The sequence below is a fragment of the Commensalibacter communis genome, from assembly GCF_947179015.1.
Lineage (GTDB): Bacteria > Pseudomonadota > Alphaproteobacteria > Acetobacterales > Acetobacteraceae > Commensalibacter > Commensalibacter communis.
The window spans coordinates 91,518-113,992 of the sequence record NZ_CAMXCM010000004.1 but is presented as its reverse complement, the minus strand read 5'-3'; the positions used below and the strand labels follow the sequence as shown (position 1 = coordinate 113,992).

Sequence of the window (22,475 nt, the reverse complement as noted above, 5' to 3'; positions counted from 1 at the left end):
AATAAACAATTGAGGAGCTTAATACTCGATAATGCCAAAAGCTACTTGCTGTGCAGCTGGGTTCTAATGAGAAAATATATCGGTAAAAAATTATTTTTGATTATTACTTAAATTATATGATTTGTATCATTTTGAATATGGTCATGAAACAACGCCCTTTCTTGTGAAGAGAGGGCGTTGTCTTTTTATAATAACTATAATCAAGGCATATTCGCACGCAGATAAAATATATAAAACAAAGAGTTTAGTTTTATGAATCAAAAATTATGTATTTCATCTTTGTAAAAATAATGAGATGTTTGTCCTAAATAGTAAACAAATAGTTAAAGTTTTTTTCGAGCCATTATATAAAGTTTGTACATTAATTGTCTGCGTTTGGTGCCAAGAGGTAAAAATCGATTTACAAAAGGTTTCAAAATCTCTCTGACTGTAAAGTTTGGATTAATATATATTTGTTCAACCTTATGTTCAACTCTATGTTCTGTATTTGACGGCACATAAGATGTTGGAGTTCTATTATTTTTCCAAGGCGTATTTCGCAAGTAGTAGAAAAAGATTGATGCAAAGTCTGCTGTAGGGTTAAACCATGGTTTTTGCTCACCAGCGAAATGGATAATCCATGGGTCTTTTCTGGCCTTAAAGTAATCTTCCATAATTGGTAATGGAAGTTTTTTATAAAATGAATCAACATTTCCATTACCATGTAAGACATTCCATTGCGTATCAAGATAATAAATGTCTCCTTCTAAATGTTTATTTAAAAGATCTTGATCTAAGAACCAATAGCTTGCTTTACACATATCTTGAAGAATATCTTGATCTACGCCAGTTTTTCTGAATTTTTTGGTATTAAAGATTAATACACCGGCTTGTGCATAGTTATGAGGGTTTTTCATACCCAAATATTGCTTTAAATATTCTTCGGTTGTAAGTCCACCACATACATCACGACACATTATTTTAAATTTAATAAAACCAGCCATGACATAGTCTTTAACAGCTGCTATGGAGTTATTACCAATATCAGTGTCGAATAGATGTTGAATGTCTTTATTAACAACCATATCTGCGTCCAAATAAACAACTTTGTCATATTGTGGAAGAATGGTAGGGATCAATATACGATAATAAGTTTCTTTTGAAAAATGTGCATGAAGATTTAAGTTTTTATTAGCGAAGAAATGATCAACATTAATAATATTTAAGCTGAAATTTTCTAACCTTCGAAACATGAAATGAAAGTTAAATTTCGTTGTATCAGATAATGCACCCTCAATGATATAAATATCGTAAAAACAAGTTGGATCACTATTTTCAATAATAGATTGAATTAATGCAGCCCCTGTAATCGCATAGTTTTCATTGAAAGCAGTTACAATAGGGACTATTTTTTTATAGTTTTTCTTAATTTTGTCTAATTGAGATGTGCTTGTCGTATTCGTAATTGCTAGGGGTTGTTGCGATGTTAACTGATAATTGCCAGTGTTGGCATTGTTCACAAACGTTCTACGACATTCTACAATATTTAGTTTTTTATCTCTTCTTAATTGTGTCAGATATATACCAAGTAACCATTCAGAAATATACCCAAAGACTCTATATTCTTGTATATCTCTGTTATCTAAATTTAACTTCTTTTCAAGTTCAAATAAAATATCAAATAACCACGCACTATAATGTACAAAAATATCACGTTTCATGATGAACATATTGGTATAATATCCATCTGTGGATACATTATAGCTTGTGATAGATTCTTCATATTCTGGATATTTGGCTCTTAAGATATCGAGGCATGTATAGTAATCTTCAATATATAAATTGGGGCCATTTTTATATTGATCGAGATTGTTTTTAGCATAATGATTTCTGACATCCCATTTTTCTGGAGCTACTACATCAATATTGTCTAAAAATTTTTCTAAATCTTGATCAGAGTATCCAACATCTTTTAGATAGTTTTGATCCATTTGATCATACGGCGTTACGCCATATATATTGTTCTCTGTTGTATTATCTGGATTGAATATAAAATGACGTCTGTAATGGCAAAAACCGATATATTCACTGGTTAAATCGTTTTTCCACGCCCAATATTGAGCTGTTAACTCACAAAAACTTTTATTTTTGAGGGAAATATTATCCCCTATCGCATCATTCAGTTCCGATGGATACAATGGTTTACTGTATGCTGTGCCAACCTGAATGGGTTGAAAATAATTGGTTTTAATGAGATCACATTGATTGTGATAAGAAACGTAGAGAGAAATTTTTTTCATTTTTCATTCAACATGTTGAGATAAATACAATTTATTATAATTTTTCATCTTATTAGTAAATCTAATAATTCCTTTTGAAATTATCTAGGCTTTTTGTGTAGAAATCCATCTTTAATGCCTTTTAAAATGTATAAAATAGAGTGAATATTTTTTCCCCTATAAATACATAGGATTAAAATACGTATTATCCTGAGAGAAATAGAGCATTTTGAGAAAGGAGAATATTGATTTTCTTTTAAATATACAAGGTTCCTCACCATATAATATATTTTTTTATTCTGATAAATATTCGTATTGATAGTGGTATCATGAATAAATACAAGATTTGGGGAAAATAAAATCTTGTAGCCAGACTGAGATAAATGATAAGAAAATAGAACGTCGTCAAAATATAAAAATAGTTGTCCGTCAATTAAATGGGTATACTGACGCAGTATATTTTGATGAAGAATGGCGCCAACAAAAGAAAAGGTTTGTACTTCTTCTTGTTCTAAAAGATTTGGCAGGAATTTTTGTGGCTTGATGCCATATAAAACTGTTTCATAGGCCGTATATGGAACTTTTTTATATGGAACGTTCATTTTACAGATTTTACCAGAGGGCAACAAAACCTTACTTGAAAATATCTGATAATCTTGTTTATTTAATCTATTAAATTGATCTAACAGATTGACCGTAGGGTAAGCATCATCGTCAAAGAAAAATATCCACTCTGTGTCTAAATAGCTGGCTATGAAATGTGCGCCATGCTTGAAACCACCGGCCCCTCCAATATTTATTTGTGTTGTTAAGATATGGAGTCGAGGATCTTGTTGGGCAAGCAGCCATTCGGCTGTATTATCAGTTGATGCATTATCGACGATAATAATATGATTAAATGGTAAAAGTAAGGTGGCTTTTAAACAATTTTTTAATTTTGTTAAACGATTATAAGTAACAATTAATGCTGTACAGTTCATAAATTAAAGCCAATGATTTTAAAAAAAATATAGTAATCATTTAGATTATGAAGATAAGCTAAAATAATTTTATTATCCTAACTTATTTTCATAATTTTACCATATTTTTTTAAATTAATGGATTTTTAATCTAATTTTGGATGTTGATCGATTAAACTTTGGCGCTTTTTTTCAAGCTCTGCAATCGTTTCATCCAATTCTTCAACTTTTTGTTCAATAGTATCAAAATGTTGAGATAATATTTCCCTTGCTTCTTCTCTATCAGAAGCAGTCGGTGTAGCGCCACGCAAAGGTTTATTCGCAGTTTCAGGCATTGTGAATGCCGTAACCAAACCTATCAAAGAAACAAGCATCAGATAAAAAGCAGGCATATAAGAGTTGTTAGTTGCACTGACTAACCATGCAACAAATGCAGGAGTAAACCCAGCGATAATAATTGATACGTTAAAGGACATTGCCAGTGCACTATACCGCACATGCGTTGGAAAGAGTGCGGGTAAAATCGACGCAGTCACCCCAACAAAGCAATTTAATGAAACGGTTAGGATCAATAATCCGACAAAGATAAGTCCAACTGTGTTACTTTGAATTAACCAAAATGCTGGATAAGATAAGATTAATAATCCAATACTACCTGCAAAGATGAAGGGGCGTCTGCCGATTTTATCGCTGGTCAATCCAATAAAGGGCTGTACAAATAACATACCAACCATGATGGCAATAATAATCAACAATCCATGATCTTCTGAATAGCCCAAACGTCCAGAGAGATAGTTTGGCATATAGGTTAGCAATACATAATAAGTAATATTCATTGCTAATACAAGACCAATACAAGTCAAGAAGCTCTTAGAATATTTAGTTGCAACCTCTTTCATAGAAAGTTTAGGAGGTTGTTGCAGATCTTTTTTACTGTCTGCTTCCATTGCATCAATATGTTTTTGGAAAGCAGGCGTTTCTTCTAATTGATGTCTCAGATAAATGCCAACAAAACCAAGTGGCAAGGCTAAAAAGAATGGAATTCTCCATCCCCAATCGATTAAATTATCACTTCCAATAATACTGGAAAGAACAACCACAACACCTGCGCCTAATACAAATCCAGCAATCGAGCCAAAATCTAGCCAACTTCCTAAAAAGCCACGTTTACGATCGGGGGCGTATTCTGCAACGAAAATTGCTGCACCTGAATATTCTCCACCGACTGAAAAGCCCTGAGCCAATTTACAAATTAACAATAGGATAGGCGCTAATATACCAATGGTGGCGTAACCCGGAATTAGTCCAATTGCAAAAGTGCTGATGGACATGATAACAATGGTAATGGATAATATCTTTTGACGACCATATTTATCCCCCAAAATGCCAAAGAAGATTCCACCCAATGGTCTGACTAAAAACGGCACAGCAAAGGTTGCCAACGATGCAATAATTTGGACACTTGGATTGGCTCCTGGAAAGAAGATCTTTCCCAAAGTAATTGCCAAGAAACCATAAACCCCAAAATCAAACCATTCCATCGCATTGCCAAGAGCAGCTGCAGTGATGGCTTTTTTTAATTTGTCATCGTCAACGATCGTAATATCATTGATATGAAGCGGTTTATGTTTTTTCTTTAAAAGTTTCATATAAAATCCTTCAGATTTTTTTTGCTTTTATAATGATTATGTAATATTATCACAGTGTGTTAATCTTTGAGGGTTGAAAGAACTATCGATTTCGCCTCTTATCAGCCACTAAATCTTCTTTTTCAATATGATAACCTGATTGATCCAAAGCTTTAAGGATTAAAAAGCGTTTCGTAACGCGTTTATTGGCCGCGATTTGAGTCAATTGATTATCCAAATATGTTGGGATCATCAATCGTAATGAAGCAATTTTCTTATCAGAATGATGTTGTAAATCATTCTGAGAGAAACAGTCATTTGACTGCTTTGATGCTTCTTTTCGTCTAGTAATCGTATAGTCACCATCATTGGCAGCGAATGTTTCTGTTTCATTCTCTGTTGATGGATAGTTTTCTTTTTCAACCATATTTTAAATCGTTATACTAAGATTATTTAAGTTATGTCATGTATAAACGGTATTACATCTATACATGTACACATTATCATGTTCATTTATATACATACACAACATCACAAATCAACTATTTTTTTATCGATACGAAATTGTATGTGTCAAAATGGGTTCATTACTTACGAATAAAATAGAGTTGAGTTTTATAAAATATAAAATTGATTTATAGATTTAGTAGCAAATTTACAGCTCTTAACAATTATATTTAAATAATTCATTTATTTAACTCTAATTACAATAATATTCCTGATCCCTTTTTATTTAGGCTGTTGGCTTTTGAGGTATGGCAATGCGTTTTGAATTATAGTGAATTTCGAACAAAATTCTTAAACGAGATCTAAATATACAATATATTGTCAGGAATTAAGACAGATAGAAAATTTACTATTATGGAAAAGATTTATATTTCCAATAGACGATTATGAATGAAGAATGAGATCTCTTAATGTTAAGATCCTAAATCGATTTAGATCAATCAAAATATCATCTCAATTATTGTAAAATATTGCTTGTTTGAAACAATTTTGTCTTTTGACGAGCAAATATTATATAGATTACAACAACAAAAACTAAATTTTATAGGGATTTTAGAATGGTGCCCAAGGGCGGAATCGAACCACCGACACAGCGATTTTCAGTCGCTTGCTCTACCGACTGAGCTACTTGGGCACTGATGACTATTCACTGTTTCGGTATCTAGTGAATGACTGTATGTAAAGCATTTACCCTACATTGTGATCGGGATCAAGTCTTTCTTTTAAAGAATTTTCTAATTCTTCCATTTCGTCTTCATCTCTGGGTTCAGAGCTCAGACGATAATCTCCAGAAAACCAACGACTTAAATCAATGTTTGCACATCTTTTAGAGCAAAAAGGGGTATAGTCTGGCACGATATTTTTTTTACAAATAGGGCATTTTTCTGATGAATTACGCATATTGATACTCCCATTGTTGGATTGCAAAGGATGGATCTGATTCGAGTGTTAATGAAACAGCACATCTTTTTTCAAAATGATTAATCGCCCATGAATCATTTTGCAATGATTGTTTTAAAGATAGACTGAGCGTCAGCGTAAGATGGTGATATTGGTGATGAGAAGCGAGGCTCTTAAATTGACGCTCTAACATCCCCAGAATTCGGATTGCTTGCCCATGATAAGAAGCAAATAATTCATGGAGTGGGGGACGTTTGCGAGGGCGAGTCATTTCTGCTAAACCTAAATTGGTAAATCCAACGAAACGGGGTTGTAAAGGATCAAGGCGTAAATTCCTTTCAAAATCCTCTTGGAACAAACGTCGTTTTTTAATGGGCAATCCCGCCATGTCAATGATAATTGCGCCAGACAAATTACGTAATCTTAATTGATGTAATAATGCTGGTAAGGACTCTTTGTTAGCATTAAATTGCGCGCGCAGTTTACTTTGCTTATCATTACTTTGTGTGGCGGTATCCATATCGATGGCAACCAAAGCTGGGGTTGGCGTAATACTGGCACGCATTCCCATTGGAAGTTCGACCTCTGTTGTTTCTAATAAGTCGATTTGTTCTAGTATTTCTGAATTTACTGACTCTTTGGAGCGTTTAACCCTTAGTTTATACTCAGTCGGGATAAGCTGGATAAGATCAGGCTCGTCGATACGAATTTCAGCATCAGGAAACCGTTGTGCTAGCTCTTCAAAAGGGGAAAGACCAACATGAAGGCGTTGAGGTGTTTTTTCTGAGGGCATAGGATATTCTGAAATATTGCGCGCATCTAAACGCACCCCTTTGCCACCTTGAGCACTACGAGTTATGCGAACCATCACCCAGTCGCCTTCGAGTAATGGCTTTGCGGGGGGATGATGGGGAAGAAACCCAGAAAAATCTTTTCCTAATGCGACAAAAGCTCCGCCCAAAGCAGATGCATAATGATCCACACGCCCTAGATAAACATCACCAAATCCATCTGTCTGCCCTGGATACCATATTGCAAAGTCTAAGAGTTTTTGTTGGTCAATAACGGCAATACGAACGATGCCAGGGGAAGAGAGTAATTGAATGGTAGGCATGCTGATGGATTCCAACATTATTCGAATAAAAATATAGATTAATCTTATTGATAGCAACTTTTAATGACAGTGACTGTCAAATAATTATTTAAAATTTCAATAAGCTAATCTAGTGGAAAACAAATTAAAGAATCAATCCATGCCCACGCAATAATTGTGCCGTCTCAAATAAAGGAAGGCCTACAATATTACTGTAGCTGCCACTAACGGCTTGGATGAAAGAGGCTGCTATTCCTTGTATGGCATAAGAACCAGCTTTATCTTTCCATTCCTCACTGTCCAAATAATGCTCCAGTTGCTTTTCGCTTAAACGAGAAAATTGCACCATACTGCAAACTTGTCGAGAGGAAATTTTACCTGTTTGTGTATTCATCAAAATTACACTGGTATAAACACGATGTCTGCGACCAGATAGTAAATTTAAATGTTTTTTTGCCACTTGGCGCTCGGATGTTTTGTTCAAGATTCGTCTGCCAGCAGCAGCAATCGTATCGGCTGCTAAAATAAAAGGAACGGTTCCTTCAATTTGTTGTGCAGCAACAGCCTTAGCATTGGCCAAACGTTGAACATAGACCCTTGGTAATTCTTGTTTTACAGGGGCTTCATCAATGTCGGTTGCAATGACTGTTTGTGGGGCAATACCAATCTGCTCCAACAGCTGTAACCGTCTGGGTGAGGCAGAGGCAAGAACAATTGGCAGTTTGGTAACGTTATAAGTCGACACAGCGTTACCTATTTTTATGGATATTATTTAAAGCGGAAGGTGATGCGACCTTTGCTGAGGTCATAAGGGGTCATTTCCACATTTACACGATCGCCAGCCAATACACGAATACGGTTTTTACGCATTTTACCACTGGTATGTGCCAAGATAACATGTTCATTATCTAACTTCACACGAAACATAGCATTCGGAAGCAGCTCTGTTACTGTTCCACTAAATTCGATCATATCTTCTTTAGACATTTGTAAAAATTTTGTCCTTGTTTATATTCATAATTTTAAACTGCCACAACATAACGACTATTTCTTGAAAAAGTCTAGCTTTTATTTGCTTAAACTCTTTAAACGTTGCGAAATACTTAACGCGTGTGCTGTTAATCCCTCGGTATTGGCAATGGCAACGGCTGCTGGACCAACATTTTGAATCCCTTTTTTATTGGATTTCAGAAAGGTCGTCCGTTTCATAAAATCAAATATAGAGAGACCAGAGGAGAACCTTGCCGCACCACTGGTTGGCAGAACGTGATTAGGACCACCAACATAATCGCCGATGGCTTCTGGACACCATTTGCCAATAAAAATTGCACCCGCATGACGCACGTCTTCAAAAAGAGTATTCGATTCTTTGACCATTAACTCTAAATGTTCTGGGGCAATTTGGTTAATCAAATTGGCGGCTTCCTTCCAAGAGTCGACAACAATCACTGCACCATGATGATCCCAACTGACTTGAGCAATCTCTTTACGTGTAAGGATTTCAAGTTGTTTATTAACAGCTTTAATAACTTGGTCAGCGAATTTCTTGTTATTAGTGATAAAAATAGACTGCGCCATTTTATCATGCTCTGATTGCGCCAATAAATCCAAAGCAATATGAGTTGGGTCATTATCTTTGTCTGCAACGACGACAACTTCAGAAGGGCCAGCTACACTATCAATTCCAACCAGTCCATAAACTTGACGTTTTGCTTCGGCGACATAGGCGTTGCCTGGACCAACAATATAATCCACCGGAGCAATGGTTTCTGTACCAAACGCCAACGCAGCAATCGCCTGCGCCCCACCAATACGATAAATCTCGGTAATACCTGCTTTATGTGCCGCAGCCAGAACCAATGGATTGAGTTGCCCATCAGGTGTAGGAACGCACATCGCTAATCGTTGAACCCCAGCAACTTTGGCAGGAATGGCATTCATTAAAACAGATGAAGGATACGCAGCCGTTCCACCTGGCACATAAAGCCCAGCTGAATCCATCGGAAGCCAACGATATCCTAACTCAAAACCACTATCATCTTCATAATGTAAATTAGGAGGTAGTTGTTTTTTATGAAAGGCTTTGATTCTTTTAGCCGCAACGTCCAAAGCATCCATTAATTCAGCAGGAATTTGTTTGCAGGCTGCTTCAATTTCTTTGTCTGTCACGCGCAAGGTTTGCGGTGTCAAAGACAAGCGATCAAACCGTTTGGTATAATCACAAAGGGCTATATTACCATTTTTTTTTATATTTTCTAATATTTCGGTGACTGGTTCTTTAACCGCAGACGTGTCCATTGCTCTGGCTGTTAATAGACGTTTAAAAACAGTTTGAAAATCAGATTGTGTTGTAAATAAATATTGCATGACAATAACGCTCCAATTTACGCAACGGATTGAGGGGATAAGATTTGGCGAAAACGTTCTGTAAGGGTATTAATACGAACAGACTGTGTCTTTAAAGCAGTTCGGTTAATGATTAAACGGCTGGATACATCAACGATTGTTTCAACTTCTTGTAACCCATTGGCTCTTAATGTGGAACCTGTATCGACTAAATCAATAATCAAATTAGATAATTTTAAAACAGGTGCAAGTTCCATCGCACCATGTAAATGAACAATATCAGCTTGTACACCTTTTTTAGCAAAAAAACGGCGTGTTAAATTAGGATATTTGGTTGCTACACGAATTTCAGACCATCTGGCAGGATCACCTAGGTTTTTATCTTTGGTATTAGCAAGTTGAGCCACAGATAAACGACAATGACCGATATTGAGATCCAAAGGTGCATAAATATCTGGATAATCAAATTCCATTAAAACGTCTGATCCACAAACCCCAAGAGAAGCCGTACCAAATGCAACAAAAGTCGCAACATCAAAAGAACGAACGCGGATGATATCCAGTTCTGGGTCATTGGTTTTAAAACGCAACAAACGGCTATCTGCATCAAAAAATGCAGGTTCTGGAATAATATTTGCCTTTTCAAGTAAAGGAATACAGGCTTTTAAAATTCTTCCTTTTGGAAGAGCAAGGATCAAAGAATTATTGTTCATGTCAGATACAGATATTATTTGGCTTTTTGATTGTTGAAAATAGAAGATGATGAAAATGAAGGAGACGGCGTTGGTTTAGGAGCGGGAGGAGTGGAGCTGTTTTTATTAACCCCACCTTTGACGACATAACCTTCAACAATAGGCTTTGTAGTAGGTTTTTTCATGTTTATTCTTCCTGCTCGTCTTGATATTGAGGAAATTCTATCACAATAGAATCGATCTGTAATGATACATACATATATGGTGCATTATAAAGCTCAATACCAGCTAAGTCATATGTTTTTACATCCAGTAAAAAAAGTTCCCTTATATCGTTGACTTCTGAAAAGGCTTGGATCGTCCCAGAATATATTATTTGTTTATCATAATCTTTGATATGCACATATTTCATTTTATCGGAATTAAAAACAAAATCCCACACATCTTGATCGCCGTATCTATTTGTAGCTCGAATTGTTTGTAGGAATCTAGTAATTAATTTATAATTTTTTACATATAACCATATTATTGACGAAATAGAAGCAATGACAATGGCCCATAATAACTCTTGCAACACACGATTATTAATGATGGTCGTTTTGTCTGTTTCGCTCATTAAGATAAAAGATTGATTAAAAATCTTAAAGATGACGAATTCAATAAAATAAGTGAAAACGCCAAAGACAAAGGCTCTGATAACAAATTGATTTTCAGAAGACTTTCTTCTTTTAGCAAAGTCGATGTCAATCTTTGCCCATAAGAAACCGGGCAAAAGTAAAATGGCGATCTGTAAAAGAAAAAAGTCAATTTTCATTCTTTAGAGATGCCTTGTTATATGAATGTGTATAAAAACCAGATCATAGCGAGATTATGTCAATATGATCTGGTTTTTGATTATGCTTTTAGCCGCTTAGCTTTTAATCCGTTCGATATTTGCACCACAAGCAGCCAATTTTTTCTCTACGGCTTCATAACCACGATCCAAATGATAGACACGATTTAAACTGGTTTCCCCAGCAGCAGCAAGACCAGCAAGGATCAACGAAAATGATGCACGAAGGTCAGTCGCCATAACGGGTGCTCCAGACAAAGAATGAACCCCACGAATAATCGCAGAGGAACCGTGAACATTAATTCTGGCACCCATACGGTTTAGTTCTGGCACATGCATAAACCGATTTTCAAAAATCGTTTCTGTAATCATGCTGGCACCTTCTGAAATAGAAAGAAGTGCCATAAACTGGGCTTGCATATCGGTTGGAAAACCAGGATAAGCCTCGGTCATAATATCAATACCACGCAAGCTGCCTGTGCGGCGCACACGAATGGCGTTGTCTTCTTGGAAAACTTCGACACCACATTCTTCTAACGCATGAAGGACAGAGCCAAGATATTCGATTTTAGCACCGATTAAGCGCAGTTCCCCACCTGTAATGCCCGCTGCACAAGCATAAGTACCACATTCAATACGATCAAATAAAACGGAATGTTCTGCGCCATGTAAAGAATCTACACCATCAATAATAAGATGACTGGTGCCTCTACCTTGGATTTTTGCACCCATAGCAATTAAGCAGTCAACCAAGTCACAGATTTCCGGTTCACGTGCGGCATTTAAAAGCTCCGTTCTTCCTTTTGCAAGGGTGGCTGCCATTATTGTATTTTCAGTTGCCCCAACAGATACAAAAGGGAATACAAAACGTGTTCCTGTCAGTCCTTTAGGGGCTGTTGCATTAATATATCCGCTATCAATTTCAATTTCTGCTCCCAAAGCGGTTAATGCTTCGAGGTGAAGATTAACGGGGCGTGTTCCAATCGCACATCCACCAGGTAAAGAAACGCGAGCTTTGCCACAACGTGCCAATAAAGGCCCCAATACCAAGACGGAAGCACGCATTTTGGATACGATATTATAAGGGGCTTCGGTATTGGTGATTTCGCCTTTGAAAGAATAACGATGTGGGTCTTTGCTATCAATATTGATGTCAAGACCATGTTGATGGATCAAATCACACATGGTTTTAATATCCACGATTTGTGGCATATTCTTTAACGTCAGGGTTTCAGAGGTCAAAAGCGCACAAGGCATAATGGCTAATGCAGCATTTTTCGCACCACCAATAGTAATATCACCATGTAGGGGTTTTCCCCCACGAATTAAAAATCGATCCATAGTTTTTTCAGTTTCTCTATCTAATTATAAACGTGGAGTGGCAACGCCTGTTTGCCCCATATATTTTCCTTTTTTATCAGCATAGCTGATGTCACAAGGCGCGCTGCCTTGGAAAAAGAGAAATTGACAAATACCTTCATTGGCATAAATCTTGGCAGGAAGAGGGGTTGTATTGCTGATTTCAATGGTCACTTGACCTTCCCATTCAGGTTCCAAAGGGGTGACATTGACAATAATACCGCATCTGGCATAGGTGGATTTCCCAAGGCACACAACCAAAATATCTCTGGGAATACGAAAATATTCAATCGTATGCGCTAACGCAAAGCTGTTGGGTGGAATAATACAAACATCGGTTTTGCGCGTAACAAAACTGTTGGATGAAAAATTCTTTGGGTCAACGATCGCGTTATCGATATCGGTAAATATTTTAAATTCATCCGCGATACGAGCATCATATCCATAAGAGGATACACCATAAGAAATAATGCCTTCACGATGTTGTTTATCGGCAAAAGGTTCAATCATTTTATGATCTTTTGCCATTTTTGTAATCCAACTGTCAGGCATAATTGACATTATGGTATTCCTCTTAAATCTTTCGTAATGATGAACCGTTCAATAAACGACCTTTGGCATTCAAACAAGTATTTTTTAAAAAACAACTTATGATTGTTGTTCTTTTTTATTACGTTGCTGTTCCTTGCGGCGTTTTAGATTTTCGCGTAACGCCGCGGCTTCTTTTTCGCGGCGTTTTTTCTTAGCTTCTGTTTCAGTTTGTTCTTTTGCAGAGTTATTCATGAGAATAGAATCGCTATTTCGTATGCTTCACAGCATAAGCAGCCGCAGCACCTAACAAACCAGGTTGAGGATAGGTTAGTAACTCAACAGGAACTTGTGCCAACATTCTTTCAAAACGACCCTTGTCTACAAACCGTTCACCAAAACCAGATTGAGGTAAGTAGTCAGCTAATAATTGACCAATGCCACCACTGATGATGACGCGATTTGCCAAATGAACTAATGCAATATCAGCACAAATAGTGCCCATGTTTAAACAAAAACGTTCCAACGCAGCAGCTGCTAAGTGGTCAGTGCCTTTTAATGCTGAATCCCAAAGATTACTGTCACTATGGTGGCTGACTGCAAGACCTGCACTGGCAGCAAGCGCATCGTAGATGTTGCCAAGACCTGGGCCAGAGATAATACGTTCTGCGGACACACGACGATAATGTTGTTTTAGATAACGTAAAATACTAATGTCGATATGGTCACAAGGGGCGTACGTAATATGCCCACCTTCGCTAGGGATAACACGGTATGAATCTTCATCAAAGATAAGCGAAGCAACGCCCAAGCCAGTACCAGGTCCAACAATCGTGGTAACGCCTGTTGGTTTCTCTTTTCGTTTTGGACCAAAAATATGTTTTAAATATGAGCCATCGCTGTGGGCTGCTGCATGTGCGACAGCTTCAAAATCATTGATCAAAATGACTTCGTCCAAATCTAATTGATCTGCTAATAAAGCGGGACGAATAATCCAAGGGCTGTTGGAAAATTTAAGAATATCGCCACGAATAGGGCATGCAATTGCCATTGATGCTGCTTTTGGTAAAGCACGACCAATTTTTTGTCCAAATGCATCCCACGCTAGTTGCAAGGTGGCGTAATCGGCGGTTTTTAAAATAGTCTCATTATCAATAGATAATACTTTGCCATTTAGGACTTTTGCAATAGCGAAACGAGCATTCGTTCCCCCAATATCAGCAACAATGACTTCTTTGGCACTATCGCCAGGAGATGTTTGAGTATTTTTGTCGGTCATAATGAATATCCTGTATAAAATAGATTTTAACTGAAAACCGAGTGATTATGAATGTGAATGACTTATTTGGAATACTTAGTAGGTGCAGGCAATGTCAACCGAAGATCAGGGTGACTTGATAACATTAATTGCATGGCTTGATATACATGTCGTAGCGATAAGGATTGAGAATAAGAAGAAGGGGTAATTAATCTTGCTTTGCGTGAGGTAACTAAATCATTTAAGAATGCTTGTCGATCTTGACCGTAGATAGTTGCTCGATAAAAACAGTTTTTGTTTGTTTTATGATCTAGGGTTAGATTGAACCCTAATTTTTCACTTTTATCTTTGATATAAAAGATAATTCCAGTATCGGGCCAAACAGGGGTTACGGCATCAAGAACAATTCGGTCTGGTAAAAATGAAATGTACAAAACGGGAACCATATCCATGCGTGTATTCCACCACATCAATGTGGGTGGATTACTTTGTGGGTTATAACGCCATTCCCCATATTTTGGATAAGAAAGAGGGGATATTGCACCATTTTGCATTTGTGAATCAGAAGGGGATGATGAAACAGCATGCGCAGAAACTGAAAATGCCGAGCATGTTACAAAGCTGGCTAATAATATACCAACTATTTTCCAACGATGAATAAGGGAATGAACCATAAATTTACCTCTTGCTGATTTAATCTTACCGATTATGGGTTATAATACAATAAATGAAAATTAATTATTTGTTATTGCTTTGGCTTTTTCGAAATCTTTCTTGGTTTTTTCTTTGATTTTATCGACTTCGCCTTTGGGGCTCATGATGCATTTCCGCCAGATTTTATCTTTGTCATGTTGATCTGGGTCGTTACTGCCCCAACACCAGCCTTTCTTTTCCATTTGTTTTAATAGATCATTTCTTCTTAAACAAATATCTGTCCTCATTTTTTCTTGGCCAGGCTTGGTCATGGTTAGGCATTGTTTAACGTAGTAATTTGTTTCTTGATATAATGGAAATAGTTGGGGTGACATTCCATCCAAAGGAACAAATGAATCATCTTGAACTTCGTTTAACGCCAAAGGTTTGGGGGCAATTAAGTTGTTTTGGCGAATCAATTGGATAAAATCATTCATTGCAGACCGCAGACCATCTGTGCTGATGGGAATTGAGGTCAATGTTGAAAGGTTAATAACCATTGGGGAATCGCTTTCTAAAGCAGAGACCAGCTTGTCAATATTTTGCGTATAAACAGCGGTTGAGAATTGAACCCAGCCTTCACGATCGCTAATTTTATTTAAAACGACGGAAACATTTTTGATATTCCATGTAATAAATGGCAGTCTTAAGGCCCTATTTTCTTTTTTCTTGGCCACAACATCAATGCTGATCATATGTGCTGATGGTGTGATATACAGTTTAATCGATGAATTAGGTTGTTGCCACAATAAGCTGGCGTAAGGTTGACCTGCTACGATGCTCCAATTTCCATAAGTATTATTATGCTGTAGTTGATAACCGTTATCTTCATCTAGCAATGCAGGTGCTGGAAAAGAGAGTTTAGACGCAGCAGCAGTTGTAACAGGCTGTTGAGCCATGGCTAAAGAAGAAGAGAGCAAACTTACGCTAATTATAGTAGGGATAGCTCTTAAAAGTGATTTTTTACACATTTCATACCTTATTTCATCAAAACGCTCTATAATACGAAAAGATAATAAGAAAGCAAAGGAGTTTTCTTTGTTTTCTGTAAAACAGATTTAGTCATTGATATAGATCCTAAATCATCATTTTTTGTTATATAGAATAGATAAAGTAAACATGGTCTATTTTGATATAATAATAAATAAAAAAATTGTTAGATAATGTAATCAGAACATTATATAAAAAAATAGCTTTTTAATGAAAATAATTGTATTATATTTTTTTTGAAATTCATTATTTTATTTATATCATAGGTAAAGAATATGGAACCCAACCAATCTGTAGATTATACAGATATGTTGTCTATTTGCCCACAGGCATTGGAAACATATCAGCAACGTGGTGTGAACGATGTTCTTGCGGCATATGACATTGGAAATGTTTTAATTACCAATCATTTTTATGGCGAAGCAGCTTTTTTCTATAAACTTGCATATAATATGCACTCTAAAAGCCCGTCAGAACATCCATTAAGCCATGTCCTATGGATGATCCGAATGGTTGCGCTTTTAAAAGGAGGATTCCCTTTAAAAGATGAAGATCTGGAACAGTTAAAAGGTCTCAGTATTCCTTTTTATAATTACGTCACAGGTTGGAAACATTATAAAGATAACCATGACGCATTATCTGCCGTTTTGATGATGGGGAATTGTTACGAGGAATTTCCAACTGGTGAAGGTGCTGATCGTACCTACCTTTCAATTATGATGGATTTGTTTAATTTTAGACCTCAATTATCAGTACAAGGCAGAACCTATGCCAACAGTATGATTCAGGTGATTCCTAATAATCTATTTATGTATTGGGATGAAGACGTTTCTGAAGATAGAAGTAATTTTGAGTATCATCAACAATTAGGATATTTTAATTGCAAAATTTTCAGTAAAACAGAGGCAGTCGATTGGCTGTATCAAAATTACGGTATTGAAGCAAGACAACTCTTTCTTTCTTTAAATTCGCCCGTTGAAGCCGAAGATTTTTTACGTGTTCACGTGATTAATCAATATGGTGGTTGGTGGTTGGGAACGGGACTTCGTATAAAATCAGTAGAGCAGTTTTGTACAGTTTTACCAACAATGTATGAACATGTGTTCTTCTTGGCTGACATTGACGTTGTTCATAATGATTTTTTTGGCTCAGTTGCAAATAGTCCAATTCTGAATGAATGTATTCGATCTCTATATCACAATTGTTATGTCAATCCTAGTTTGTTTCCAACCTATAAAACAGGTCCTGGTATTTTCAATCGTGCCGTTAACAGAAATCTTTATCGTTGTTTAAAAGGGCAAGGGCAACGACCTTCTTTGATTATGTTAAATCATCAAGAATTATGGTGGCAAGTTATCGAGACAAGTCATTCAACGCAATAAGAATATTGAATAATCAGTATCTGACTAAATAAAAAAGCGCGTTACTCACAGCGCTTTTTTTTGTATATTAGAATTCGATAATAATGGGAACGTGGTCAGAGGGTTGTTCTTTATCTCTTTCAGCTTTATCAATGGTAAAGCTTTTTAATTGCTCAGCAATTTTTGGTGACAGCAAAGCATGATCGATCCTTAGCCCAGCATTTCGTTGCCATGCGCCTCTGGTATAGTCCCAGAAGGTATAAAGCGTTTCTGTAGGATAAATGGCGCGCAATGCATCGGTCAATCCCAGCCATAATAATTGGTAAAATCCGTTACGGCTTTCGGGTTTGACCAACGCATCTTCGGCAGATAAAGTTTGCGGTGCGTAATCTTGATTGGTGGGGCAAATATTAAAATCCCCAGCAAAGATGCAATCTTGTTTATGCTGCAATAAATGCTCTGCACGGTTAATAAGTGCATCAATGAAATGCAGCTTTCTTTGAAAGCCTTCTTCACCCCCTGAATTGCCATTAGGTAAATATAGATTACATAAAGTAACCCCTTGGCTTTCAATTTCCAGATAACGTGCCTGAGGTTCTTCTTCATTTAAGTCTGGCAAAACCGTGTGGTTTAGTTGAAAAGGGTGTCGACTTAAAATTGCAACGCCATTATAGGCTTTTTGTCCATTAACGATGACTTGATAGCCCATTTCTTCGAATATTTCTGTCGGGAATTGTTCATTTTGGCATTTGATTTCTTGTAAAAACAACCAATCAGGTTGTTCTTTGGTTAACCATTGTTGAACATGAGTATGGCGTTGGCGAATAGAGTTAATATTCCAGCTGGCAAGTTTCATAAAATAGACCTAATTTACCGTATAAAGTTGATTTCATCAGATGAATAAAGTTTACTAGGGTTTAAAGATATATCATAGTTATTATGAGATTATTTTTAATATGGGTAATTACTTAACAGAAGAGTGAAAAAATGGATTTAGCAGTTTATGCAGTGCAAGAGGCGACTGCTAAAGGACGAGTATATCCAGAAGCGGAATCCTCATCAGGGCGCACGCCGTGGCAGAGGGATCGGGATCGTGTGATCCATTCGACTGGATTTCGAGTATTACAATATAAAACTCAGGTTTTCGTAAATCACGAAGGGGATTTTTTCCGCACTCGATTAACGCATTCTTTGGAAGTCGCACAAATTGCGCGTTCGGTTGCCAGATCTTTGCAACTTAATGAAGATTTAACCGAATGTTTGGCGTTGGCACATGACGTGGGGCATCCTCCTTTTGGGCATGCAGGCGAGCATGCGTTGCAAGAAGGGATGAAAGGCTATAATGGCTTTTCTCATAACGACCAATCGTTACGACAAGTGACTCGGCTAGAACAACGATATGTTGATTTTGACGGATTAAATTTAACGTGGGAGAGTTTGGAAGGACTAGCCAAACATAATGGCCCAGTTTTAGATCCAGATCCTTATCTAAAAGCGTATAATCAGTTCTATCCTTTGGAATTAACCAGTTATGCCTCTGCTGAAGCTCAAATTGCTTCGATATCCGATGATATTGCCTATCACAGCCATGATTTAGATGATGGGTTACGGGCTGGATTATTACAGTTTGATGATTTGAAGGATTTACCTATCGTGGGGCAAGCTTTATACGAAGCCAAGCAAGTCATCCAAGAAAGCCCAGCAACAGAACATCAGCATAAACGCTTACGTCACGAGATGATAAGACGGGTTATTAATATATTAGTCAGTGATTTAAAAAAACAAACGTCGTTGAATATAAGAGAGTTATGTCCTAAAAACCCTGATGATATTCGATATGCCAAAATAGGTGTGGTGCAATTCAGTCCAAAGATCGGGCATTCTAATCAAGAGATTCGTCAATTTCTATATAAAAATCTATATTATCATTGGCGTGTCAAACGGATGAGTCGTAAAGGACAATTATTGATCAAAGAATTATTTGAAATTTTATCGACCAATATGGATTTATTGCCTACAGAATGGCATAGTCGCCTAGAGAACGCCCTGAAAACTAAACAACAATCAGGCGCGTTCCGTGTAGTGGCGGATTATATTGCGGGCATGACGGATCGCTATGCGATGGAAGAATATCAACGCCTGACAGATTTAGCGGTATTGGCTTAAGATTTTTTCTGGTCTAAATGAAAAGATAGAATGGCTTTTTTGATAATGCTTATGTAAATAGAGAAGGATAGATTCCTTGCTTTTGAGAAAGATAGTTTTTAGATGATTAATCATAATCTGTACGTTTTCTTCCGCCACTACGTTTTGGAAGCCTTGCGGCAGACCGTGCCTGATTTGCCCGAAGCTTTATTGGAACGGGTTGAATTAACCCCCACCAAAGATCCTGCACATGGGGACATGGCAACGAATGCTGCGCTTATTATTGCCAAGGCTGTTAAGCGTCGACCTCAGGAATTAGCGCAAGAACTCGCAGATTATCTAAAGAAGATTGATGGAATAGATGACGCCGAGCCAGCAGGGCCAGGGTTTGTTAATTTAAAGATTGCATCTTCTGTTTTTCAAAAGTTGGTTTCAACAATTTTACAAACAGGTGAATCTTTTGGTGCCAGCAAAATTGGTCAAGGGATCGCTGTCAACGTCGAATATGTCTCTGCCAATCCAACAGGGCCAATGCATGTGGGGCATTGCCGAGGTGCTGTGGTCGGGGATGTTTTGGCCAATTTGATGGCTAAGGCAGGGTTCGATGTTACCAAAGAATATTATATCAATGATGCCGGCACCCAAGTCGTGGCATTGGTATGGGCGGCGTATTGGCGATATTTACAAGCCTTAGGTCAAGATCTTTCTGCGGAAGATTTTGAAGAGGAATATAAATCTTATATGGCTGGTGGGTTACAATACCAAGGCGATTACTTGGTGCCTGTTGGTCAAGCATTGGCAGAGGAATATCAAGATTCATTTGAAAAAGAAGAACCATCTTTTTGGTTTGATAAAGTCAGAGAATGTGTTTTAACCCATATGATGACCAGCATTCGTGAAGACCTAGAAGCATTGGGTGTTCATCAAGAGGTGTTTGTATCAGAACGATCTATCTTAGATTCTGGCAAAGCAGACAAAGCACTACAAATTTTAAAAGATAAAGACTTACTTTATACAGGTGTTCTGGAACCTCCAAAAGGCAAAGTGATTGAAGATTGGGAACAACGCCCGCAGACTTTGTTTAAATCAACCAATTATGGCGATGATGTCGATCGTCCTTTGCGTAAATCCGATGGAACAGCAACCTATTTTGCGAATGATATTGGCTATCACTATGATAAAATAGAACGCGGTGCAAAAATCCTGATTGATATTTGGGGGGCAGATCACGGTGGCTATGTGCCACGTATGCGTGCAGCCATCAAGGCATTAACCGATCAAAACCCAGTTGATTTCGAAGTGGTGTTATGTCAAATCGTGCGTGTGGTGCGGAATGGCGAAGTCGTTAAGATGTCTAAACGCGCAGGGACGTTTGTCACGCTGCGAGATTTGATTGACGAAGTGGGTAAAGATGCTGTGCGCTTTACGATGCTGACACGTAAATCAGACGCACAAATGAATTTTGATCTGGAACAAGTGATTGCACAAACACGAGATAATCCAGTATTCTATGTTCAATATGCGCATGCAAGATGTCGTTCTGTATTACGTTCTGCTGCCGAGGCGATGGGAGCAGATGTACTCAAACCAACAAAGTTGGCTCAACAAGAGCTGACCATGTTAAAAAGCGATTCAGAGCTAAATTTGATGCGTCGTTTGGCGCAATGGTCTCGTATTGTTGAAAGTGCGGCGTTAACCAGAGAGCCGCATCGTATCGCATATTATTTAACAGAAGTTGCCTCAGATTTTCATGCCTTATGGAATGCTGGGCGCGATGATGCTACACTACGTTTTATTCAAGAGGATGACTTGTCAGGAACGATGGCTCGTTTGGCATTGGTAGAAGCCACAGCGTGTATTATTCGTTCTGCAATGATGATTTTAGGTGTTGAACCAGTAGAGGAAATGAGATGATCGATCCAAATTCACCAGACCCTTCAAAAAGAAAATCATTTTTTGATGAAGATTCGTTGGATGATGGGGGAAATAATCCTTCTCCTCATCCAGAACAACGGGTTTATAATGATCGTGAACGGATGGCTTCACGCTATCATGATGACGAAGAAGAGGATTATGGAGATCAGGATTATGATCGTCGCAAATCACCTCGACTGGGCTTTATGAATTCTTTTGGCGGTGGGAATAATGGTGGGGATACAACCCGTCGTTTAACCTATGCTGCTGGGGGGATTGGCGCGTTACTGGTTGTTTTCATCGGTGGGTGGATATTCTTTAAGTCATCGAACTCTGGAATTCCTGTTTTTGAACCCCCAGCGGAAGTAGCAAAGGTTAAACCTGCCAATTCTGGAAATGTTGAAACCATTGGTATGGGTATGGGTGAGAACGGCTTAAATGGTAATGTTCCCAGTGCGAATGCACCAAATGGACAGCCAGGGTTGGCCTCTGGACCAGAACAAGCCAACCCACAGGCACTTGCTGAACAATTTAATCATCCCCCAGCAGTTAAGCCACCTCCAGGGCATCACACAACCACACCGACGACATCTGCGGCAACCTCTAAACCAGAAACAGAGAATAGTGCTGCTGTAGAAGCGCCTCCTAAACATGTTGCGCGTCCAAAGCATCAGCCTCAGCATCACGCTAAAGAGAATAAAGAGACCAAGGCACCAGAACCTAAAAAAACGACTAAAAAACCTGAAGCTCATCAATCTTCATCAGGTAGTTTTGGAATACAATTGGCTTCACTTGGGTCTCATGAAGCAGCGCAAAAACAATGGCAAGTCTTGAAAAAGAAAGCGCCTGAAGTCCTTGGGAAATATTCCCCTTCTATTCAAAAAGCAGAAGTGAATGGTAAAGATGTATATCGTTTGCGCGTCAAAGGATTAGCTTCCAAAGCGCAAGTGAATACAGTATGTGGTCAGTTAAAAGCAAAAGGCGTTGCTTGTACGATTGCGTATTAATGATT

General features: G+C 37.6%; 23 protein-coding genes and 1 tRNA gene. 4 read left to right on the top strand and 20 right to left on the bottom strand.

The features are described 5' to 3' along the window. Nucleotides 1-323: 323 nt before the first annotated feature. From PQG54_RS08625 to PQG54_RS08535, 19 genes are all read right to left on the bottom strand, one after another. A complete protein-coding gene (locus tag PQG54_RS08625; RefSeq protein WP_271790041.1) occupies nt 324-2,279 on the bottom strand; it encodes a DUF4422 domain-containing protein in 1,956 nt (651 codons plus the stop codon). An 80-nt stretch (nt 2,280-2,359) separates the two neighbouring features. Further along, nucleotides 2,360-3,238 (bottom strand): glycosyltransferase, encoded by an 879-nt coding sequence (locus PQG54_RS08620; RefSeq protein WP_271790040.1) that lies wholly within the window; start codon nt 3,236-3,238, stop codon nt 2,360-2,362. A gap of 125 nt (nt 3,239-3,363) precedes the next feature. Continuing rightward, the gene (gene proP, locus PQG54_RS08615; RefSeq protein WP_271790039.1) at nt 3,364-4,866 is read right to left on the bottom strand and encodes a glycine betaine/L-proline transporter ProP; all 1,503 of its coding nucleotides are present in this window, start codon (nt 4,864-4,866) and stop codon (nt 3,364-3,366) included. An 82-nt stretch (nt 4,867-4,948) separates the two neighbouring features. Further along, complete coding sequence (locus PQG54_RS08610) at nt 4,949-5,272, bottom strand: hypothetical protein (RefSeq protein WP_271790038.1); 324 nt, start codon at nt 5,270-5,272, stop codon at nt 4,949-4,951. 638 nt (nt 5,273-5,910) lie between these two features. Further along, nucleotides 5,911-5,986, bottom strand: a tRNA-Phe gene (locus PQG54_RS08605). Between the two features lie 53 nt (nt 5,987-6,039). Beyond that, nucleotides 6,040-6,252 carry a DNA gyrase inhibitor YacG gene (locus PQG54_RS08600; RefSeq protein ID WP_271790037.1) on the bottom strand — a complete coding sequence of 71 codons (213 nt, stop codon included), beginning with the start codon at nt 6,250-6,252 and terminating at the stop codon, nt 6,040-6,042. Beyond that, nucleotides 6,245-7,366, bottom strand: a complete 1,122-nt coding sequence (locus PQG54_RS08595; protein WP_271790036.1) for a ribonuclease E/G — start codon at nt 7,364-7,366, stop codon at nt 6,245-6,247. The genes PQG54_RS08600 and PQG54_RS08595 overlap by 8 nt, the downstream gene beginning before the upstream one ends. 124 nt (nt 7,367-7,490) lie before the next feature. Continuing rightward, nucleotides 7,491-8,090 (bottom strand): Maf family protein, encoded by a 600-nt coding sequence (locus PQG54_RS08590; RefSeq protein WP_271790035.1) that lies wholly within the window; start codon nt 8,088-8,090, stop codon nt 7,491-7,493. A 23-nt stretch (nt 8,091-8,113) separates the two neighbouring features. Next, complete coding sequence (infA, locus tag PQG54_RS08585; RefSeq protein WP_003623225.1) at nt 8,114-8,332, bottom strand: translation initiation factor IF-1; 219 nt, start codon at nt 8,330-8,332, stop codon at nt 8,114-8,116. A gap of 81 nt (nt 8,333-8,413) precedes the next feature. After that, complete coding sequence (gene hisD, locus PQG54_RS08580) at nt 8,414-9,712, bottom strand: histidinol dehydrogenase (RefSeq protein WP_271790034.1); 1,299 nt, start codon at nt 9,710-9,712, stop codon at nt 8,414-8,416. A 17-nt stretch (nt 9,713-9,729) separates the two neighbouring features. Then, entirely contained in the window at nt 9,730-10,404 is a 675-nt protein-coding gene (gene hisG / locus PQG54_RS08575; RefSeq protein ID WP_271790033.1) for an ATP phosphoribosyltransferase, read from the bottom strand. 14 nt (nt 10,405-10,418) lie between these two features. Continuing rightward, complete coding sequence (locus PQG54_RS08570; RefSeq protein ID WP_271790032.1) at nt 10,419-10,568, bottom strand: hypothetical protein; 150 nt, start codon at nt 10,566-10,568, stop codon at nt 10,419-10,421. Nucleotides 10,569-10,570: 2 nt separating this feature from the next. Beyond that, a complete protein-coding gene (locus PQG54_RS08565) occupies nt 10,571-11,197 on the bottom strand; it encodes a DUF6338 family protein (RefSeq protein WP_271790031.1) in 627 nt (208 codons plus the stop codon). Between the two features lie 96 nt (nt 11,198-11,293). Further along, complete coding sequence (gene murA / locus PQG54_RS08560) at nt 11,294-12,556, bottom strand: UDP-N-acetylglucosamine 1-carboxyvinyltransferase (RefSeq protein ID WP_271790030.1); 1,263 nt, start codon at nt 12,554-12,556, stop codon at nt 11,294-11,296. 24 nt (nt 12,557-12,580) lie between these two features. Further along, a complete protein-coding gene (gene dcd / locus PQG54_RS08555; RefSeq protein ID WP_271790029.1) occupies nt 12,581-13,135 on the bottom strand; it encodes a dCTP deaminase in 555 nt (184 codons plus the stop codon). Between the two features lie 87 nt (nt 13,136-13,222). Further along, nucleotides 13,223-13,357 (bottom strand): hypothetical protein, encoded by a 135-nt coding sequence (locus PQG54_RS08550; protein WP_271790028.1) that lies wholly within the window; start codon nt 13,355-13,357, stop codon nt 13,223-13,225. 13 nt (nt 13,358-13,370) lie between these two features. Continuing rightward, a complete protein-coding gene (gene glk / locus PQG54_RS08545) occupies nt 13,371-14,381 on the bottom strand; it encodes a glucokinase (RefSeq protein WP_271790027.1) in 1,011 nt (336 codons plus the stop codon). A 62-nt stretch (nt 14,382-14,443) separates the two neighbouring features. Beyond that, nucleotides 14,444-15,034 carry a hypothetical protein gene (locus PQG54_RS08540; protein WP_271790026.1) on the bottom strand — a complete coding sequence of 197 codons (591 nt, stop codon included), beginning with the start codon at nt 15,032-15,034 and terminating at the stop codon, nt 14,444-14,446. Nucleotides 15,035-15,094: 60 nt separating this feature from the next. After that, nucleotides 15,095-16,024 carry a hypothetical protein gene (locus tag PQG54_RS08535; RefSeq protein ID WP_271790025.1) on the bottom strand — a complete coding sequence of 310 codons (930 nt, stop codon included), beginning with the start codon at nt 16,022-16,024 and terminating at the stop codon, nt 15,095-15,097. A gap of 294 nt (nt 16,025-16,318) precedes the next feature. Between PQG54_RS08535 and PQG54_RS08530 the strand changes: the two genes are divergently transcribed. Then, nucleotides 16,319-17,425 carry a hypothetical protein gene (locus PQG54_RS08530; protein WP_271790024.1) on the top strand — a complete coding sequence of 369 codons (1,107 nt, stop codon included), beginning with the start codon at nt 16,319-16,321 and terminating at the stop codon, nt 17,423-17,425. 67 nt (nt 17,426-17,492) lie between these two features. Here PQG54_RS08530 and xth read toward each other — a convergent pair whose 3' ends face one another. Next, nucleotides 17,493-18,260, bottom strand: a complete 768-nt coding sequence (xth, locus tag PQG54_RS08525) for an exodeoxyribonuclease III (RefSeq protein WP_271790023.1) — start codon at nt 18,258-18,260, stop codon at nt 17,493-17,495. A 131-nt stretch (nt 18,261-18,391) separates the two neighbouring features. Here xth and PQG54_RS08520 point away from each other — a divergent pair, with 131 nt between their 5' ends. The 3 genes from PQG54_RS08520 to PQG54_RS08510 all read left to right on the top strand — a co-directional run bounded on the left by PQG54_RS08520 (nt 18,392) and on the right by PQG54_RS08510 (nt 22,470). Further along, nucleotides 18,392-19,570 (top strand): deoxyguanosinetriphosphate triphosphohydrolase, encoded by a 1,179-nt coding sequence (locus PQG54_RS08520; RefSeq protein ID WP_271790022.1) that lies wholly within the window; start codon nt 18,392-18,394, stop codon nt 19,568-19,570. Between the two features lie 105 nt (nt 19,571-19,675). Next, complete coding sequence (gene argS / locus PQG54_RS08515) at nt 19,676-21,463, top strand: arginine--tRNA ligase (RefSeq protein WP_271790063.1); 1,788 nt, start codon at nt 19,676-19,678, stop codon at nt 21,461-21,463. Then, nucleotides 21,460-22,470, top strand: a complete 1,011-nt coding sequence (locus PQG54_RS08510) for an SPOR domain-containing protein (protein WP_271790021.1) — start codon at nt 21,460-21,462, stop codon at nt 22,468-22,470. The genes argS and PQG54_RS08510 overlap by 4 nt, the downstream gene beginning before the upstream one ends. Nucleotides 22,471-22,475: the final 5 nt, after the last annotated feature.

Excerpts from the sequence above, each read along its gene's own strand:
- PQG54_RS08610 (WP_271790038.1), bottom strand. The coding sequence starts at position 5,272 with ATGGTTGAAAAAGAAAACTATCCATCAACAGAGAATGAAACAGAAACA.
- dcd (WP_271790029.1), bottom strand. The coding sequence starts at position 13,135 with ATGTCAATTATGCCTGACAGTTGGATTACAAAAATGGCAAAAGATCAT.
- PQG54_RS08600 (WP_271790037.1), bottom strand. The coding sequence starts at position 6,252 with ATGCGTAATTCATCAGAAAAATGCCCTATTTGTAAAAAAAATATCGTG.
- PQG54_RS08570 (WP_271790032.1), bottom strand. The coding sequence starts at position 10,568 with ATGAAAAAACCTACTACAAAGCCTATTGTTGAAGGTTATGTCGTCAAA.
- xth (WP_271790023.1), bottom strand. The coding sequence starts at position 18,260 with ATGAAACTTGCCAGCTGGAATATTAACTCTATTCGCCAACGCCATACT.
- proP (WP_271790039.1), bottom strand. The coding sequence starts at position 4,866 with ATGAAACTTTTAAAGAAAAAACATAAACCGCTTCATATCAATGATATT.
- PQG54_RS08565 (WP_271790031.1), bottom strand. The coding sequence starts at position 11,197 with ATGAAAATTGACTTTTTTCTTTTACAGATCGCCATTTTACTTTTGCCC.
- hisD (WP_271790034.1), bottom strand. The coding sequence starts at position 9,712 with ATGCAATATTTATTTACAACACAATCTGATTTTCAAACTGTTTTTAAA.
- PQG54_RS08535 (WP_271790025.1), bottom strand. The coding sequence starts at position 16,024 with ATGTGTAAAAAATCACTTTTAAGAGCTATCCCTACTATAATTAGCGTA.
- PQG54_RS08540 (WP_271790026.1), bottom strand. The coding sequence starts at position 15,034 with ATGGTTCATTCCCTTATTCATCGTTGGAAAATAGTTGGTATATTATTA.
- glk (WP_271790027.1), bottom strand. The coding sequence starts at position 14,381 with ATGACCGACAAAAATACTCAAACATCTCCTGGCGATAGTGCCAAAGAA.
- PQG54_RS08625 (WP_271790041.1), bottom strand. The coding sequence starts at position 2,279 with ATGAAAAAAATTTCTCTCTACGTTTCTTATCACAATCAATGTGATCTC.
- infA (WP_003623225.1), bottom strand. The coding sequence starts at position 8,332 with ATGTCTAAAGAAGATATGATCGAATTTAGTGGAACAGTAACAGAGCTG.
- PQG54_RS08510 (WP_271790021.1), top strand. The coding sequence starts at position 21,460 with ATGATCGATCCAAATTCACCAGACCCTTCAAAAAGAAAATCATTTTTT.
- PQG54_RS08620 (WP_271790040.1), bottom strand. The coding sequence starts at position 3,238 with ATGAACTGTACAGCATTAATTGTTACTTATAATCGTTTAACAAAATTA.
- PQG54_RS08595 (WP_271790036.1), bottom strand. The coding sequence starts at position 7,366 with ATGCCTACCATTCAATTACTCTCTTCCCCTGGCATCGTTCGTATTGCC.
- PQG54_RS08530 (WP_271790024.1), top strand. The coding sequence starts at position 16,319 with ATGGAACCCAACCAATCTGTAGATTATACAGATATGTTGTCTATTTGC.
- PQG54_RS08520 (WP_271790022.1), top strand. The coding sequence starts at position 18,392 with ATGGATTTAGCAGTTTATGCAGTGCAAGAGGCGACTGCTAAAGGACGA.
- PQG54_RS08550 (WP_271790028.1), bottom strand. The coding sequence starts at position 13,357 with ATGAATAACTCTGCAAAAGAACAAACTGAAACAGAAGCTAAGAAAAAA.
- murA (WP_271790030.1), bottom strand. The coding sequence starts at position 12,556 with ATGGATCGATTTTTAATTCGTGGGGGAAAACCCCTACATGGTGATATT.
- hisG (WP_271790033.1), bottom strand. The coding sequence starts at position 10,404 with ATGAACAATAATTCTTTGATCCTTGCTCTTCCAAAAGGAAGAATTTTA.